The sequence below is a fragment of the Pseudomonas sp. NPDC079086 genome (assembly GCF_044542155.1).
In the GTDB taxonomy this organism is placed as follows: domain Bacteria; phylum Pseudomonadota; class Gammaproteobacteria; order Pseudomonadales; family Pseudomonadaceae; genus Aquipseudomonas.
Genome location: NZ_JBITTY010000002.1, coordinates 482,264 through 498,252, shown reverse-complemented (window position 1 = coordinate 498,252; position 15,989 = coordinate 482,264). Strand labels below are relative to the sequence as shown.

Sequence of the window (15,989 nt, the reverse complement as noted above, 5' to 3'; positions counted from 1 at the left end):
GTGCTATATGCCGGCCACATTCTGGCTGAATAGACCCTAAAGGACTGACTATGGCGCTCTGGCAGCAAACCCCAAATCTCGAGCAGCTCAATGCGATTCTGAAAAACACCATCGGCGAGCAACTGGATATCCGCTTTGAGTCGTTCGATGACGAGTCGATTACCGCCAGCATGGTGGTCGACGCACGCACGCATCAGCCTTACGGCCTACTGCATGGCGGCGCCTCGGTGGTACTCGCGGAAACCCTCGGTTCCACCGCCAGCCATCTGTGCATCGACAGCAGCAAGTTCTACTGCGTCGGCCTGGAAGTAAACGCCAACCACCTGCGTGGCTTGCGCAGCGGCCGAGTCACGGCGGTCGCCCGCGCCGTGCACCTGGGGCGCACCACCCATGTCTGGGATATCCGTCTGAGCGGTGAGGATGGCAAAGCCAGCTGTATTTCTCGGCTGACCATGGCCATTGTGCCGTTGGGTGAGAACAGCCCCGCGCTACGTTAATCGCTGAAGCTCGCCAGTGATCACTCACTGGCGGGCCTCCCATCAGCTTTGGCTATAGTGCCGTCATTCACTGGCCGTTTTGTCATTGCCGCATCGACAGGGCTGCCGGACAATCATCCGTAACTTCCCTGATAAGCCCGCAGCCATGACCCAGTCTGTGTTCTTCGCCCATGCCAACGGCTTTCCCTCGGCCACCTACGGCAAGTTGTTTGCCGCGCTGGCGCCTGAGTACTCGGTGCAGCATTTGCCGCAACATGGCCATGACCCGCGTTTCCCGGTGAATGACAACTGGAGCAACCTGGTCGATGAGCTGATCCACCACCTCGAAACCAACGCGCAGCGGGTATGGGGTGTTGGGCACTCGCTAGGTGGTGTGCTGCACTACCACGCCGCCTTGCTGCGCCCCGAGCTGTACCTAGGGGTGGTGATGCTCGACTCGCCAGTGCTGACCCTGGCAGATAAGATGGTGATTCGCGCGGCCAAACGCTTCGGTTTTATCGACCGCATTACCCCGGCAGGGCGCACCCTGGGCCGGCGTGAGGAGTTTGTCGATCTGGCCGAAGCGCGTGGCTATTTCGCAGCTAAAGGCCTGTTTCGCCGCTTTGACCCCGAGTGCCTGGACGCCTATGTGCAGCACGGCCTGCAAGCCTCGGGTAATAGCCTGCGCCTGCGTTTTGATCCAGCCACGGAAATCAGCATCTACCGCAGCGTGCCGCACACCAGTCCGGGACGTCCGCAACAGCTGAAGGTGCCGCTGGCCATGGTTCGCGGCCGGCATAGCCGGGTGGTTATGCCGCATCACGCGCACTTGGTCCGACGCGTGCCGAAGGGCGAGTACCTGACGCTTCCTGGCGGTCATATGTTTCCCCTGGAACGCCCGCAGGACACCGCAGAGCTGTTGAAAAAGCTGTTCCAGCGCTGGACCGGGCAACCTGCAAGCGAGCAAAGCGCATGAGCCTGGATTTCGAAGAAGTACGCCTGCGCCTGCCGCATATTGAGTTAGCTGCCCATTTGTATGGCCCAGAGGACGGCCTGCCGGTGATTGCCTTGCATGGCTGGTTGGACAATGCCGCAAGCTTTGCCCGCCTAGCGCCGCTGTTGCCGGGGCTGCGCATTGTGGCCCTGGACCTCGCCGGTCATGGCCATTCAGATCACCGCCCGCCAGGCGGCAGTTACGCCATCTGGGACTATGCCCACGATGTGCTGCAAGTCGCCGAACAGTTCGGCTGGCAGCGCTTTTCCCTGCTCGGGCACTCCATGGGGGCGATTGTCTCGGTGCTGCTGGCAGCGGCCATGCCTGAGCGTATCGAGCGTCTTGCACTGATCGACGGGTTGATCCCCTATACCGGTGAGCCGGACACCGCGCCGCAGAAACTCGGCGAGGCGCTCAAGGCGCAGCTGGCCCTGGCCGGCAAGAGCAAACCGGTGTATGCAGCGTTTGCCCGCGCCGTTGAAGCACGGATGCGCGGGGTAGGGGCGGTCAGTCGTGAAGCAGCAGAATTGCTCGCCCAGCGCGGCCTGATGCCGGTGCCCGGTGGTTACACTTGGCGCACCGACAGCCGCCTGACCCTGCCATCGCCACTGCGCCTGACCCACGCCCATGCCCTGGCATTTGTGCGCAACCTGCAATGCCCAACCAAGCTGGTGATGGCGCAACAGGGTATGTTGCTCGCACAACCGAGCATCACTCAACTGGTTGAAGGTCTGGCCATCGAGGTGGCGCAGTTGCCTGGCGGGCATCATCTGCATCTGGATGACGACGTAGGCGCGGGCTTGGTAGCAGACTGTTTCAAAGCTTTCCTGGGTGCACCTTGACTTGGTAAAGGCAACTGGGGAAAGGTGTCAGCGATACCCACGGAGATTCGCATGATCGACCTGTATACCGCCGCCACCCCTAACGGCCATAAAGTGTCCATCGCACTGGAAGAGTTGCAACTGCCGTACAACGTGCAGGCTTTGAGTTTCGACAAGCAGGAGCAAAAGGCTGCGGCCTTCCTCAAAATCAATCCCAATGGCCGCATTCCGGCGATTGTCGACCGCGATAATGATGATTTCGCGGTATTCGAGTCCGGTGCCATCCTGCTGTATCTCGCCGAGAAAACCGGCCAACTGTTGCCCAGCGACGCCAAGGGGCGTTCGCGGGTGATCCAGTGGTTGATGTTCCAGATGGGCGGAGTCGGCCCGATGCAGGGCCAGGCCAATGTGTTCTTCCGCTATTTCCCGGAGAAGCTGCAGGGCCCGATTGACCGTTACCAGCACGAAACTCGGCGTCTTTATGAAGTGCTCGACACGCGCCTGAGCGAGTCGCAGTACTTGGCTGATGACTACAGCATCGCCGATATCGCCACCTATCCGTGGGTGCGCATTCATGATTGGGCCGGCGTATCTGTCGACGGTCTGGAGCATCTGCAGCGCTGGATGAATGAGCTGGCTGCTCGCCCTGCAGTGCAGCGCGGTTTGCTGGTACCGCAGCGCGAAGCAGACGGCGAAAAAATCGTCAAAGCTGCCCAGTCGATGTTGATTAAATGAGCCTTCTTAATCGTTACCACCTCGGTCTGAGCCTGCTGCTGGCTAGCTCTGTCGTCTGCGCAGACGTGGCCGGCAGCCAGGACCTTGAAGTATTGCCGCGTTTCGACGGGAGCAAGATTGTCAGCTTCAAGGATGTTGCCGAGCAGGAACGTATCTACCCGCAAGGGGCGATTCGGCGCATCAGCGGCACCCTGCGCTACGAGCGCGAAGTGGCCGCCCAAGGCCAGTTGACCGCAGTAACTTATGAGCTTCCGCGTACTCACTCGGCCAATGAGGTGTTCGCCAAGGCCCGGGGCGACCTGCAAGCCCAAGATGCTGAGTTGCTTTACTGGTGTGTGGGTCGCGAGTGCGGCTCAAGCAGCCTGTGGGCCAATGCGGTATTTGCCAATGCCACCCTGACCGGTTCCGATGACGAGCAGACCTATGCGCTGCTACGTTTGGCTGAGCCACGCCAGGACAGCCTACTGGCGATCTACAGCATTACCCGTGGCAACAAACGCGCCTACCTGCATGCCGAGTTGCTGAACGCCAATGCACCGTTGGGTGAGGTATTGCCCACCCCAGCCACCCTGCAGCGCCAGCTGAAAAGCACCGGTGAACTGCGCCTGGCCAAGCAGGTCGAACCCAGCGCGGCCTGGACCGAGCTGCTGGCGCGCAGCCTCAGGCTCGACAGCACCTTGCGTGTCACTATCAGTGGTGCACAAGCCGAGGCCTGGCGTAATGCGCTGGTTGAGCAGCGGGTGCGCGCCAGCCGTCTGGAGCTTGGTGAGGCGGATGTAAGCGGTATACAACTCAACGTGCTGCGCTAAAACGCCACTGTCGGTACTCTGTCGTTATTAATTGATCCGGCTCTGTCCCTTGTGGCAGAGCCTTTTTGCGTTATGCAGGGAGCTGCTTGAATGGCCAATAACGATCGTTTGCTGGTGCAGATACTGCTGCTGGTCCTGTTGGGCGCCAGCCTGTGGGTGTTGGCACCGTTCTGGTCGGCGTTGTTCTGGGCCGCCGTGTTGTCATTTGCCAGCTGGCCTGTGATGCGTGTGCTGACTCGCCTGCTCGGCGGGCGTCAGGCTTTGGCTGCAGGTTTACTAACCCTGACCTGGACTGTGGTGGTGGCCGTGCCGTTGGTGATGCTCGGCTTCAACCTGGCGGATCACATCAAGGGTGTTACCGTGCTGCTCAAGGATTTTCAGGTCGAAGGGCTGCCGCCGGCACCCACCTGGTTGGCGGGTATACCGTTGATTGGCGACCGTTTGGTGGGTTTCTGGATGACCATCGACCAGCAAGGCGCGGCGTTTTTCGCCACCGTGCGGCCGTACCTGGGGCAGGTCGGTAACTGGTTGCTGGCGCGCAGCGCGCAGATTGGTGGCGGCATGCTGGAGCTGGCTCTTAGCCTGATTCTGGTGTTCTTTTTCTACCGCGATGGGCCGCGCCTGGCAGCGTTTGCCGAAAGCCTGTTGCAGCGGTTGATTGGTGACCGTGCCGAGCATTATCTGGCGTTGGTCGCCGGTACCGTGCAGCGAGTTGTCAACGGGGTGATCGGTACTGCCGCAGCGCAGGCGATCCTGGCCTGGATCGGTTTCGTCATCGCTGGCGTACCGGGCGCGCTGTTACTGGGGATTCTGACCTTCGGCTTCAGCCTGATCATGGTTCCTCCGTTGATCTGGGGGCCAGCCGTGGCCTGGCTGTTCTGGCAGGGGGAAATCGGAATGGCGATATTCCTGCTTGTTTGGGGCTTCTTTGTGATCAGCGGCGTTGACAACATCCTCAAGCCTTACCTGATCAGCCGTGGCGGCAACCTGCCGCTGATCGTGGTGCTGCTGGGGGTGTTCGGCGGCATCCTGGCGTTCGGTTTTATGGGCCTTTTCCTCGGCCCGACCTTGCTGGCCGTGGCCTACAGTCTGCTCAGTGATTGGGTCGGTAGCCCGGTTGTAAACACCGCTGCAAGCAGCGTCGAGCCGGCCGATAAACCGCTCAGCTGAGTGTGCGGCGCCACCGCGACGCTGTTCGTGCGGGTTGGCATTCTCGGTAAATTTACCGGGCGGCGCCTTGGTCGCCTGTAATCGTGGTGGTAGCCTTGCTGCGCTGCGCTGCGCTGCGCTGCGCTGCGCTGCGCTGCGCTGCACGGCTTGCGCAGTCAGGCGTTGCGCGCAAGCCCAACGCCGCGCCTCAAGCCGCAACACTGTTCAGCAGTGGCACAGGCGGTAGCAGGGAAGCCCCACACCTATAACGGACACGCAGGATACCCTTCATGAATAAAATTGCAGGCAGCGCCCTTGGCGCAGTTGTCGTTCTCGGCGCATTGAGCACCGCAGGCGCCTGGTATACCGGTCAGCAGCTTCCAGCGGTGCTGGAAACCTCGATTCAGCAAGCCAACGAAGATATGGGCAAGACCCTGCCGGCACTGGGCCTAAGTGCCACCATCGAGCTGGTTTCCCTGGAGCGTCAGCTGTTCAGCAGTAACGCGCGCTACCGCATTCAGTTTGCCGGGAGCCTGGATGGCGAATCGCCGAGCAACTTCGAGTGGTTTGTCACCGACCGCATCGAGCATGGGCCTTTCCCGCTTTCGCGACTGCAAACCCTCAAACTGCTGCCGGTGATGGCCACCAGCAATTATGCGCTGGAGCGCAGCCCGGAGCTGGAAAAGTGGTTTGCCGGCAGCCAAGGCGGCGCGCCGCTGCAGGGCCAGGTCAGCCTCGGCTACGACCGCTCGATGAGCGGCAACCTGCGTGTGCAACCGTTGCAGATGGCACTGGATGAGCAGACCCAGATCGATTTCAGCGGCCTGGAGATCGACTTCGACAGCAGCGCGAATGTCGAGAAGATCAGCGCCAGCGGCGTGATGGACAGCTTCAAGGTCACCTCAACCCTGGCCACCGATGAAAGCATGCGCCTTGAGTTCAAGGGCATGGACCTCACCAGCAACACCCGTAAGGGCGTCAGTGATTTCTACCTGGGGCAGAACGAGGTGCGCCTGCAGCAGATTGAGCTGCAGATTGGCGAGAGCGCGCCCATCCTGTTCAAGGATTTCGTCCAACGCGATGAAACCAGCGAAGCCAACCAGCAGCTGTCGGCGCGTTACACCTATGACATCGGCATGATCAGCTACCAGGGCAACGATATCGGCTCCTCGCAGATGCTCTGGACCGTGAAGAACCTCGACGCGGCGGCTCTGCAGTCGATGGTCGAGCTGTACGGCACGCTGCTGCAGAGCGGCAAGGTCGACAGTGAAAGCGGTATGCCGGAACTGACCGACGAGCAGACTGCGCTGTTCAAGACTGATCTGGAAAAACTGCTGGCCGGCAAACCGGGCCTGGCCTTGGAAAAACTGGCGTTCAAGACCGCCAATGGCGAGAGCAGCTTCAGCTTTGGTCTGGACCTTGATAAGCCGGTGTCCTTTGACTTGCCGGCGCCTGAGCTGGCCAAGCAGCTGATCGCTCAGCTGGATGCCAAATTGCTGGTGTCCAAGGCGATGATTACTGATGTGATTGGCGTGCAGGCCACCCTGGCCGGGGAAACGGACAAGGAAGCGATTGCTCAGCAGGCTGCGATGGTGGGTGAAATGGCCAGCGGTATGGCGGTGGCCAGCGAACTGGCCGTGCTGCAGGGCGAGGACATCAGCTCCAGCCTGCATTACGCCAACGACCAGGTGACCTTCAACGGCAAGCAGATGACCGTGGACCAGTTCGTTGCGCTGGCCATGAGCAGCGGCGGCGGTCTGGCTGGCATGGGCCATGAAGCCCCGGCCGATGAAGCGCTGCTGGACGAAAGCGAGGTTGAAAGTACCATTCAGTAAGGCCTTCAGCGCTACGCCCTAGGCGTAGCCTGCGCGGTAAATACGGCCAGACGACCTGTAAACGGGGCGTCTGGCCGTTTTTGTTTAACCGCAGAACGCGATCTTTACGCTTTTTTTATGCCTGGAGGCACCGCCCGCACTCGTTCCTTTACGCCCTGCTTGCCGACAATTTGCCCCAAGCGGTAGCCACCGTAACAAGGAGCAAACACATGAGCATTCTCGACGGGGTGTCCCTAGGCCTGGCCTTGGGACTTTTCATCTATTTGTTGGTTGCGCTACTGCGCGCTGATCAGGCGTAGGGGCGCATATGCACAGTTACGATTTCACCTTGATCCTGGCGTTCTTCGTCCTGGTTCTGCTGCCGGCACCCTTTATCGGGCGTTACCTGTACCGCGTGATGGAAGGCGAAAAGACCTGGCTCAGCCCTGTGCTGCAGCCGGTCGAGCGGCTGTGCTACCGGATCGCCGGGGTCGATAGCAACCGCGAGCAGGACTGGAAAAGCTACAGCCTGGCGTTGCTGGCCTTCACCCTGATCAGCCTGCTGACGCTGTTCGCCATCCTGATGCTGCAAGGCCGTTTGCCGCTCAACCCGCAGCAATTGCCGGGGTTGGAGTGGACGCTGGCGTTCAACACCGCCGTGAGTTTCGTCACCAATACCAACTGGCAGGCGTATAGCGGCGAAGCGCAGATGAGCTACTTCAGCCAGATGGTCGGCCTGGGCGTGCAGAACTTCGTCAGCCCGGCAGTCGGTCTGGCCGTGCTGGTGGTGTTCTGCCGCGGCATCGCCCGGCGTTCGAGCAACAGCGTCGGCAACTTCTGGGTCGATCTGACCCGCGCCACACTCTACGGCCTGCTGCCGTTCTGCCTGGTTCTGGCGCTGTTTCTGGTGTGGCAGGGCGTGCCACAAACCTTCCTCGAATACGTCACTGCGCACACCATCGGCGGCACTGATCAGGTTGTGCCACTTGGGCCTGCAGCCAGCCAGATTGCCATCAAGCAGTTGGGCACCAATGGCGGCGGTTTCTTCGGCGTCAACTCGGCGCATCCGTTCGAGAACCCTACAGCCTGGAGCAACCTGTTCGAGGTGGCCTCGATCATCCTGATTCCCGCTGCGCTGCTGTTCACCTTTGGCCATTACGTCAAAGACCTGCGCCAGAGCCGCGCGCTGTTGGCCTGCATGCTGATTCTGTTCAGTGTCGGTCTAGGCGGCACTCTGTATGCCGAGCATCAGCCGAACCCTGCGTTGGCCGCATTGCCGATTGAGCAGAGCGGTTCGCTGGAAGGCAAGGAAAGCCGCTTCGGCACCACGGCCTCGGCGCTGTGGGCGGTGACCACCACGGCCGCCTCCAACGGCTCGGTCAACGCCATGCACGACAGCTTCAGCGCGCTAGGCGGGATGATCCCGATGTTCAACATGATGCTTGGTGAGGTGATTTTCGGTGGTGTGGGCGCAGGGCTCTACGGCATGCTGCTGTTTGTGCTGATCGCAGTATTTCTCGCCGGCCTGATGATCGGCCGCACCCCGGAATACCTCGGCAAGAAGCTTGAGGCGCGCGAAGTACGCCTGCTGGTGGCCACCTTGCTGGTGATGCCGATTGGTGTGCTGGTTCTGGGTGCTCTTGCGGCCACTCTGCCAGGACCTGCTGAATCCATCACCAACCCAGGTGCGCATGGCCTTAGCCAGGTTCTCTATGCCTACACCTCGGGCACCGGCAACAACGGTTCAGCTTTTGCCGGCTTTGGCGCGGGCACCCCGTACCACAACCTGATGATCGGTCTGGCCATGCTGCTCGGGCGCTTCGGTTACATCCTGCCGATTCTGGCGATTGCCGGCAGCCTGGCGGCGAAGAAACGCTCGCCGGTGGGCAGCAACAGCTTCCCGACCCACGGCCCGCTGTTTGTAACCCTGCTGACCTTGACCGTTGTCCTGATCGGCGGTCTGACCTTCCTGCCGGCACTGGCCCTGGGCCCGATTGCCGAACACCTGACTCTATTCCAGGGCTTCTAAGGGAGAACCATGATGAATGCCCGTATTGAACCGGCGCTGAACAGCGCCCAGCAACACCCGAAAACCTCGCTCGCAGCCTTGTGGAAGCCGGCGCTGCGCCAGGCTTTCGTCAAGCTTGATCCGCGCCAGCTGTTGCGTTCGCCGGTGATGTTGGTGGTTGAACTCACAGCGGTGGTGACCACCGTGCTGTGCTTTATCCCTAACCCTCAGGTCTCCACTGGCCTGGCCGTGCAGATTGCCTTGTGGTTGTGGTTTACCGTGCTGTTTGCCAACTTCGCCGAAGCGCTGGCTGAAGGTCGTGGCAAAGCCCGCGCCGATAGCCTCAAGGCTGGCAGCCAGGGGCTGAATGCCCGGCGCAAGAATGGTCAGCAGTTCGAGACCGTGGCGGCCAGCAGCCTGCGCCGTGGCGATATCGTGCGGGTCGAGGCCGGTGAGCTGATCCCCGGTGACGGAGAGGTGGTCGAAGGCATCGCTGCGGTCAACGAGGCGGCGATTACCGGCGAATCCGCGCCGGTGATTCGTGAGTCCGGTGGCGACCGTTCGGCCGTCACCGACAACACCCGAGTGGTCTCCGACTGGTTGCTGGTGCAGATCACCGCCAACCCCGGCGAATCGACCCTGGACCGGATGATCGCCCTGGTTGAAGGCGCCAAGCGGCAGAAGACGCCCAACGAAGTGGCGCTGGATATTCTGCTGATCGGCCTCACCTTGATCTTCCTGCTGGTGGTGGCCACTCTGCAGCCCTTTGCCCGTTACTCGGGTGGCGACCTGCCGCTGGTGTACCTAGTGGCACTGCTGGTGACCTTGATCCCAACCACCATTGGCGGCCTGCTCTCGGCCATCGGCATCGCCGGCATGGATCGCCTGGTGCGCCTGAATGTTATCGCCAAGTCCGGCCGTGCGGTGGAAGCGGCGGGGGACGTGCATGTGCTGCTGCTCGACAAAACCGGCACCATCACCTTTGGTAACCGCCGTTGCAGTGCGCTGTACAAGGCGCCTGGGGTATCCGGCAAGCTGCTCAGCGACGCCGCGTTGTTGGCTTCGCTGGTGGATGACACCGCCGAAGGCAAGTCGATTGTCGAATACCTGCGTGGCTTGAGCACCTTGGTCGAGCCTGAGCGCAGTGCGATCAAATCGATAGCCTTCAGTGCCGAGACGCGCCTGTCTGGCGCCGACTACAACGGCCACAGCTACCGCAAGGGTGCAGTGGATGCGGTGCTGCTGTATCTGGGCATCCAGCGCAGCGACGTACCGCCGGTATTGGCCCGTGAAATCGAAAAGATCGCCCAGAGTGGCGGTACTCCCTTGCTGGTAGCCGGTGACGGTCAGTTGCTCGGCGCTATTCACCTCAAGGACGTGGTCAAACCGGGCATTCGTGAGCGTTTCGCCGAGTTGCGCGCCATGGGCATCCGCACTGTGATGGTGACCGGCGACAACCCCTTGACCGCCGCCGCCATCGCTGCCGAAGCGGGCGTCGATGATGTGATCGCCGAAGCCACGCCGGAGAAGAAGCTGCAGCGCATTCGCAGTGAGCAGGCCGAAGGCAAGATGGTCGCCATGTGCGGCGACGGCGCCAACGACGCGCCAGCTCTGGCCCAGGCCGATGTGGGCCTGGCGATGAACGATGGTACCCAGGCGGCGCGCGAGGCGGCGAATCTGGTCGATTTGGACAGCGATCCAACCAAGCTGCTCGACGTGGTGCAGGTGGGCAAGGAACTGCTGGTGACCCGTGGCGCGCTGACCACCTTTTCGGTGGCCAACGATGTGGCCAAGTACTTCGCCATCCTCCCAGCGCTGTTCGCCGGCATCTACCCGCAGCTCGGCGCACTCAACCTGATGCAGCTGCACAGCCCGCAGAGCGCCATTCTCTCGGCGATTGTGTTTAACGCGCTGATCATCGTCGCGCTGATTCCGCTGGCCCTGCGTGGGGTGCGCGTGCAGGCCGCCGATGCTGCCAGCCTGCTACGGCGCAACCTGCTGATCTACGGCCTGGGCGGCCTGGTGGCGCCCTTTGTCGGGATAAAGCTGATTGATCTGCTGTTGGTGGCGATGGGGCTGGTTTAACGCTCCGTAGGGTGGAAAACCGCGCAGCGTTTTCCACCAATGAGCTGTATTGCACGCAGGTGGACAAGCACAGCGTTGTCCACCCTACAAACTGGAGAGTCGTCATGTTTAAGCAAATCCGCCCAGCCATTAGCGTGCTGGCGTTTATGACCCTGGTCACCGGTGTGGTCTATCCGCTGACCGTCACCGGCGTGGCGCAACTGGCGTTCCCGGCGCAGGCCAATGGCAGTCTGTTACGTAATCAACAAGGCGACGTGCTCGGCAGTGCGTTATTGGCACAACCCTTCGAGGGCGCGCAGTGGTTTCAGCCGCGGCTATCGGCCGGTGATTACGCCACCGTGGCCAGCGGTGCGAGCAACCTGGCGCCGAGCAATCCGGCGTTGGCCACGCGCATAGCCGCAGATGCTCAACGCTTGCAGGGTGAAGGTCAGGGCGCCGTACCCATGCAGCTGGTGACCACCTCGGGCAGTGGCCTTGACCCGCACCTGTCGCCAGAGGCGGCGGGTTACCAGGTGGCACGTATTGCCGCCGCGCGGGGTATTCCAGCGAGCAGTCTGCAGCGACTGATCGAGGCGCATGTGCAAAGCCCACTGGTGGGCCCGCCTGTGGTCAACGTACTGGCGCTTAACCTGGCACTGGCCGACAATTCGCCTCCCGCAAACGCTGAGTAACCTGCATGAGTGATGCCGTACGCGCCGACGCCCTGCTCGATGACATGCCGCGAGCAGGACGTGGCCGGCTAAAGGTCTTTCTCGGTGCGGCACCCGGCGTGGGTAAGACCTACGCCATGTTGCAGGCGGCGCAGGTGCAGTTGCGTCAGGGCGTCGACCTGCGTGTTGGCGTGGTGGAAACCCATGGCCGCGCGGAAACTGAGGCGATGCTCACCGGCTTGCCACAACAACCGCAGCAGCGCCTGGAATACCGCGGCGTGGCGCTGAGCGAGATGGACCTCGACGGCATTCTGGCCAAGCCGCCAAAGCTGCTACTGGTCGACGAACTGGCGCACAGCAATGCTCCCGGCAGCCGCCACAGCAAACGTTGGCAGGATGTGCAGGAGCTGCTGGATGCCGGCATCGACGTCTACACCACAGTCAACGTGCAGCATCTCGAAGCGCTGAATGATCAGGTGCGCGACATTACCGGCGTGCAAGTGCGTGAAACCCTGCCGGATTGGGTGTTGCAGGAGGCCGACGAGATTCTGCTGATCGACCTGCCGCCGCGTGAACTGCTGGAGCGCCTGCGCGAAGGCAAGGTGTATGTGCCGGAACAGGCGCGCGCCGCCATCGATGCGTTTTTCAGTCAGACCAACCTCACCGCGCTGCGCGAGCTGGCGATGCAGACTGCTGCTGCGCGGGTCGATGCGGACTTGAGTCGGCGCTACCGTCAGCAGGGCCAGCAAGCGCCTGCGCTGCGTGGGCGCTTGCTAGTCGGCATCGACGGCGATGCTCAAGCCGAACGGCTGGTGCGGCACGCCAGCCGGGTCGCGGAGCGTCGTCATCTGCCCTGGTCGGTGGTTTATGTCGACACCGGCGGTGAGCGCGATGAAACCCGCTTGAGTCATCTGCAGGGTGCGCAGCAACTGGCCGAGCGCCTGGGCGGCGAGGTGGTCAGCCTGCGCGGCAGCGAGGTGGCGAAGACCCTGATTGAGCATGCCCGCGAACGCCGCGCCAGCCTGATTCTGGTCGGCCGCAGCCGGCAACGTCTGCGGCGTATCTGGCATCTGGGTCGGGGCCTGGCTGAGCGTCTGCTGCAGCAAGGGCAGGGCCTGGAAATCAGCGTGTTGGATACCGAGGCGAGCAACGCCCCGGCACTGTCGCAGCAGCGTCAGCCGGTGGTCTGGCGCGATTACCTGCTGGCCTTGCTGGCGACGCTGCTGGCCTCGGCTGCGGCGCTGGGTTTATCCAGCGTGCTCGAACTGCCGAATATCTCGTTGATCCTGCTTGCTGCAGTATTGGTAGTGGCCGTGCGCAGCAGCCTGGGGCCGGCCATGGTGTGTGCGGGGTTGTCGTTTCTGGCATACAACTTTCTGTTTATCCCACCGACCCTGACCCTGACCATCGACCGTCAGGAAGATGTGCTGACGCTGTTGTTCTTTCTGCTGATGGCTGGGCTCACTGGTAACCTGGCCAGCCGCCAGCGCCAGCAACTGCAGGCCTTGCGTGAGACGCAGAGGGAAACCAGCGCATTGCTGGAGTTATCGCGCAAGCTGACGGCGGCCACCGATCGCCAGGCGGTATTGGCGGCGGCCATGCAGCAGCTGGGGCTGTGGCAAGACGTTGAGGTCAGCCTGCTGTCGCGTAGCCCGGATGCGCTGTGGAAGGTCGAGGCGGGGGCGCAACGCCTGCTCACCGATCTGGAACGGGCGGCGGCGGATTGGTCCTGGCAGCACGATAAGTCGGCCGGATTGGGTACCGGCACATTGCCGGACGGGCGCTGGTGGTGGTTGCCGCTATCCGGTGAAGAAGGGCCGTTGTTGCTGCTCGGTATCAGCCCCAAGGACGGCAGGAGCTTACCTGCCGAGCGTCGACGGCTGCTTACGGCGCTGGGGCAGCCCTTAGCTCAGGCATTGCAACGTGCGCAGTTGGCCGAAAACCTTGAGGCCGCGCGTCTGCATGGGCAAACCGAAGAGTTACGCAGCGCCTTATTAGCGTCGGTGTCGCATGATTTGCGTACACCATTAACGGCCATGCGCGGCTCAATCGACAGCTTGCTAGCCCTGGGTGAGCAGATTCCGATGGCTGATCGTCGCGAACTGCTGGAAGGCACGCGTGATGAGGCCGAACGTCTCGACCGCTATATTCAGAACCTGCTGGACATGACTCGTCTCGGTCACGGTGGCCTGAAGTTAGAGCGAGACTGGGTGGCACCCGCCGATATTGTCGCCAGTGCGACCCAGCGCCTGCGCCCGGTATTGTCCGCGTTGCAGCTGGAAATACAGGCACCGCCGCAGTTGCCGCTGCTGTATGTGCATGCGGCGTTGATTGAGCAGGCATTGGTCAATGTGCTGGAAAATGCCGCGCGCTTTTCTCCGCCCCAAGGGCGTTTACGTGTGGCCATTGAGGCGGATGCCGAGGCGTTGCGTTTTATTGTCAGTGACCAGGGACCGGGTATTCCCGAACATGAGCGCACGAAGATTTTCGACATGTTCTACACCGCCGCCCGTGGTGATCGCGGTGGCCAGGGCACCGGCCTGGGTTTGGCGATCTGCCAGGGTATGCTCGGCGCTCATGGCGGCCGGGTAACGGTCAGTGAGGGGCTTGATGGTTTGGGTACAAGCATGACCCTGCACCTGCCATTGCACACGCAGCCACAGATGGACGAAGAACAGTGATGGATAGCCGATGAACCAAAACCCCGCGACCATTCTGGTCATCGACGACGAAGCGCAGATTCGTAAATTTTTGCGCATCAGCCTTAACGCGCAGGGCTACAAGGTGCTGGAAGGCGCTACTGGGCAGGAAGGCCTGGCCCAGGCCGCGCTGGGCAAGCCAGACCTGATAGTACTCGACCTCGGTCTGCCGGATATGGATGGCCAGCAGGTGCTGCGCGAGCTGCGCGCCTGGTCACAGGTGCCGGTACTGGTGCTGTCGGTACGTGCCAGCGAGGGCGAGAAAGTCTTGGCGCTGGATGGCGGTGCCAATGACTACGTGACCAAACCGTTCGGTATTCAGGAATTCCTCGCCCGCGTGCGCGTGTTGCTGCGCCTGGCCGGCGGTGTGGAGCAGGCCAGCGCGGCGGTCAGCAGCGGCCCGTTGCAGGTGGATTTCGCCTACCGCCGGGTCAGCCTGGAGGGTGCCGAGATCAGCCTGACCCGCAAGGAGTACGCAGTGCTGGCGCAACTGGCGCGGCATATCGGCCGGGTGGTGACCCAGCAGCAGCTACTCAAGGACATCTGGGGCCCGACCCACGGCGAGGACAGCCACTACCTGCGTGTGGTGGTCGGCCATTTGCGGCAAAAGCTCGGTGACGACCCGACCGCGCCGCGCTTTATCGTCACCGAAGCCGGCGTTGGCTATCGCTTGCGTGAAGCCTAGCGGTCGCCACGTTCGTACTTGTCGAGTGTATCGCTGGCGATCTGCCGGCCGAGCATGATCAGCTCCGGCGCCTTGTAGAACTCGAAGAAGCGGCATACGCGCTTGGGCACGTTGATCAGGATATCTGGCGGATAGCCGGCGATCTTGTACTGGGCCAATGAGGTCTGCATCACCTCGAAGCTCTGGTTGATCAGCTCCAGCAGCGAGGCCGGGCCGCTAAGGTCGGCGACGCGTGAACCGCTGGCGGATTTCGGCGCGGCAGGTTTATCCAGGCTGCCGCGCGCGTTCTGCTGCCAGGGGTTGATGGCTTCGGGCTGTACTGCATGGCTTTGGTCTTCTAGCAGAAGCAGTTCGTCATCTTCCCCGTGTTTGCGTTTGAACGAGGGCAAGCGTGAGCCGAGTGAACTCATCAGCAGGTCAAAACGTCCCTTGAGGGCTGGCGCGCGTTCGATTACCGGTAGTTCGTAGTGCTGTTGGTTGGTCGAGTTGAGGTTGACCGCGACAATCAGATCGCAGTGCGCGGATACCACTGGAACTATGGGCAGCGGGTTGAGCAAACCGCCGTCGACCAGCATGCGCTTACCTTGTATCACCGGGGTAAACAGGCTGGGAATCGCCGCCGAAGCGCGCATGGCCTGGTGCAGGCAGCCTTCCTGGAACCAGATTTCCTGCTGGTTGGTCAGGTCGGTGGCTACGGCGGTGAAGGGGATCGGCAGCTCTTCGATATTGATCTCGCCGACTATTTCGCGAATCTTGCCGAAGACCTTTTCACCACGAATCGCCCCCAGGCGAAAGCTCACGTCGAGCAGGCGCAGTACGTCCAGATAATCCAGGCTTTGCGTCCAGTCGCGGTATTCATTGAGTTTACCGGCGGCGTAGATGCCACCGACCACCGCGCCCATGGAGCAGCCGGCAATACAGGCGATTTCATAGCCACGGGCTTCCAGCTCCTCGATCACGCCGATGTGCGCATAACCGCGCGCCCCACCGGAGCCTAATACCAGCGCAATGCGCTTACTCATCCTGATGTCCCCATCACTATTTATGTAGCGAACATACGCGCC

14 protein-coding genes are annotated in these 15,989 nt (G+C 61.8%); 13 read left to right on the top strand and 1 reads right to left on the bottom strand.

Annotated features, from left to right (window positions below; translation table 11 throughout):
- The first annotated feature begins 50 nt into the window (after positions 1 to 50).
- The 13 genes from ACIGEK_RS11840 to ACIGEK_RS11780 all read left to right on the top strand — a co-directional run bounded on the left by ACIGEK_RS11840 (position 51) and on the right by ACIGEK_RS11780 (position 14,925).
- Positions 51 to 497: a hotdog fold thioesterase gene (locus ACIGEK_RS11840; protein WP_397493503.1), complete on the top strand. Its 447-nt coding sequence runs from the start codon at positions 51 to 53 to the stop codon at positions 495 to 497.
- A 145-nt stretch (positions 498 to 642) separates the two neighbouring features.
- Positions 643 to 1,452 (top strand): alpha/beta fold hydrolase, encoded by an 810-nt coding sequence (locus ACIGEK_RS11835; RefSeq protein ID WP_397493502.1) that lies wholly within the window; start codon positions 643 to 645, stop codon positions 1,450 to 1,452.
- The gene (locus ACIGEK_RS11830; RefSeq protein WP_397493501.1) at positions 1,449 to 2,312 is read left to right on the top strand and encodes an alpha/beta fold hydrolase; all 864 of its coding nucleotides are present in this window, start codon (positions 1,449 to 1,451) and stop codon (positions 2,310 to 2,312) included. The genes ACIGEK_RS11835 and ACIGEK_RS11830 overlap by 4 nt, the downstream gene beginning before the upstream one ends.
- A gap of 51 nt (positions 2,313 to 2,363) precedes the next feature.
- Positions 2,364 to 3,026 (top strand): glutathione S-transferase family protein, encoded by a 663-nt coding sequence (locus ACIGEK_RS11825; protein WP_397493500.1) that lies wholly within the window; start codon positions 2,364 to 2,366, stop codon positions 3,024 to 3,026.
- Positions 3,023 to 3,835, top strand: a complete 813-nt coding sequence (locus ACIGEK_RS11820) for a DUF4892 domain-containing protein (RefSeq protein WP_397493499.1) — start codon at positions 3,023 to 3,025, stop codon at positions 3,833 to 3,835. The genes ACIGEK_RS11825 and ACIGEK_RS11820 overlap by 4 nt, the downstream gene beginning before the upstream one ends.
- A 90-nt stretch (positions 3,836 to 3,925) precedes the next feature.
- Positions 3,926 to 5,005, top strand: coding sequence for an AI-2E family transporter (locus ACIGEK_RS11815; RefSeq protein ID WP_397493498.1), 1,080 nt, complete (start codon positions 3,926 to 3,928; stop codon positions 5,003 to 5,005).
- A 269-nt stretch (positions 5,006 to 5,274) separates the two neighbouring features.
- A complete protein-coding gene (locus tag ACIGEK_RS11810; RefSeq protein ID WP_397493497.1) occupies positions 5,275 to 6,819 on the top strand; it encodes a YdgA family protein in 1,545 nt (514 codons plus the stop codon).
- Between the two features lie 209 nt (positions 6,820 to 7,028).
- On the top strand, positions 7,029 to 7,118 hold the full coding sequence (kdpF, locus tag ACIGEK_RS11805; protein ID WP_090253391.1) for a K(+)-transporting ATPase subunit F: 90 nt from the start codon (positions 7,029 to 7,031) through the stop codon (positions 7,116 to 7,118).
- 8 nt (positions 7,119 to 7,126) lie between these two features.
- A complete protein-coding gene (gene kdpA, locus ACIGEK_RS11800; RefSeq protein ID WP_397493496.1) occupies positions 7,127 to 8,827 on the top strand; it encodes a potassium-transporting ATPase subunit KdpA in 1,701 nt (566 codons plus the stop codon).
- 12 nt (positions 8,828 to 8,839) lie between these two features.
- Positions 8,840 to 10,891, top strand: a complete 2,052-nt coding sequence (gene kdpB / locus ACIGEK_RS11795) for a potassium-transporting ATPase subunit KdpB (RefSeq protein ID WP_397493495.1) — start codon at positions 8,840 to 8,842, stop codon at positions 10,889 to 10,891.
- Between the two features lie 104 nt (positions 10,892 to 10,995).
- On the top strand, positions 10,996 to 11,562 hold the full coding sequence (gene kdpC / locus ACIGEK_RS11790; protein WP_397493494.1) for a potassium-transporting ATPase subunit KdpC: 567 nt from the start codon (positions 10,996 to 10,998) through the stop codon (positions 11,560 to 11,562).
- Positions 11,563 to 11,567: 5 nt separating this feature from the next.
- Positions 11,568 to 14,222, top strand: a complete 2,655-nt coding sequence (locus tag ACIGEK_RS11785) for a DUF4118 domain-containing protein (protein ID WP_397493493.1) — start codon at positions 11,568 to 11,570, stop codon at positions 14,220 to 14,222.
- Between the two features lie 10 nt (positions 14,223 to 14,232).
- Complete coding sequence (locus ACIGEK_RS11780; RefSeq protein WP_397493492.1) at positions 14,233 to 14,925, top strand: response regulator; 693 nt, start codon at positions 14,233 to 14,235, stop codon at positions 14,923 to 14,925.
- Here ACIGEK_RS11780 and ACIGEK_RS11775 read toward each other — a convergent pair.
- Positions 14,922 to 15,947, bottom strand: coding sequence for a patatin-like phospholipase family protein (locus ACIGEK_RS11775; protein ID WP_397493491.1), 1,026 nt, complete (start codon positions 15,945 to 15,947; stop codon positions 14,922 to 14,924). The two genes, ACIGEK_RS11780 and ACIGEK_RS11775, sit on opposite strands and share 4 nt — an antisense overlap.
- Positions 15,948 to 15,989: the final 42 nt, after the last annotated feature.

What these genes read in the sequence shown, in the direction of transcription:
- ACIGEK_RS11830 (WP_397493501.1), top strand. Translation starts at nt 1,449, where the DNA reads ATGAGCCTGGATTTCGAAGAAGTACGCCTGCGCCTGCCGCATATTGAG.
- kdpF (WP_090253391.1), top strand. Translation starts at nt 7,029, where the DNA reads ATGAGCATTCTCGACGGGGTGTCCCTAGGCCTGGCCTTGGGACTTTTC.
- ACIGEK_RS11820 (WP_397493499.1), top strand. Translation starts at nt 3,023, where the DNA reads ATGAGCCTTCTTAATCGTTACCACCTCGGTCTGAGCCTGCTGCTGGCT.
- ACIGEK_RS11815 (WP_397493498.1), top strand. Translation starts at nt 3,926, where the DNA reads ATGGCCAATAACGATCGTTTGCTGGTGCAGATACTGCTGCTGGTCCTG.
- ACIGEK_RS11775 (WP_397493491.1), bottom strand. Translation starts at nt 15,947, where the DNA reads ATGAGTAAGCGCATTGCGCTGGTATTAGGCTCCGGTGGGGCGCGCGGT.
- kdpC (WP_397493494.1), top strand. Translation starts at nt 10,996, where the DNA reads ATGTTTAAGCAAATCCGCCCAGCCATTAGCGTGCTGGCGTTTATGACC.
- ACIGEK_RS11810 (WP_397493497.1), top strand. Translation starts at nt 5,275, where the DNA reads ATGAATAAAATTGCAGGCAGCGCCCTTGGCGCAGTTGTCGTTCTCGGC.
- ACIGEK_RS11785 (WP_397493493.1), top strand. Translation starts at nt 11,568, where the DNA reads ATGAGTGATGCCGTACGCGCCGACGCCCTGCTCGATGACATGCCGCGA.
- ACIGEK_RS11825 (WP_397493500.1), top strand. Translation starts at nt 2,364, where the DNA reads ATGATCGACCTGTATACCGCCGCCACCCCTAACGGCCATAAAGTGTCC.
- ACIGEK_RS11835 (WP_397493502.1), top strand. Translation starts at nt 643, where the DNA reads ATGACCCAGTCTGTGTTCTTCGCCCATGCCAACGGCTTTCCCTCGGCC.
- ACIGEK_RS11840 (WP_397493503.1), top strand. Translation starts at nt 51, where the DNA reads ATGGCGCTCTGGCAGCAAACCCCAAATCTCGAGCAGCTCAATGCGATT.
- kdpB (WP_397493495.1), top strand. Translation starts at nt 8,840, where the DNA reads ATGAATGCCCGTATTGAACCGGCGCTGAACAGCGCCCAGCAACACCCG.
- kdpA (WP_397493496.1), top strand. Translation starts at nt 7,127, where the DNA reads ATGCACAGTTACGATTTCACCTTGATCCTGGCGTTCTTCGTCCTGGTT.
- ACIGEK_RS11780 (WP_397493492.1), top strand. Translation starts at nt 14,233, where the DNA reads ATGAACCAAAACCCCGCGACCATTCTGGTCATCGACGACGAAGCGCAG.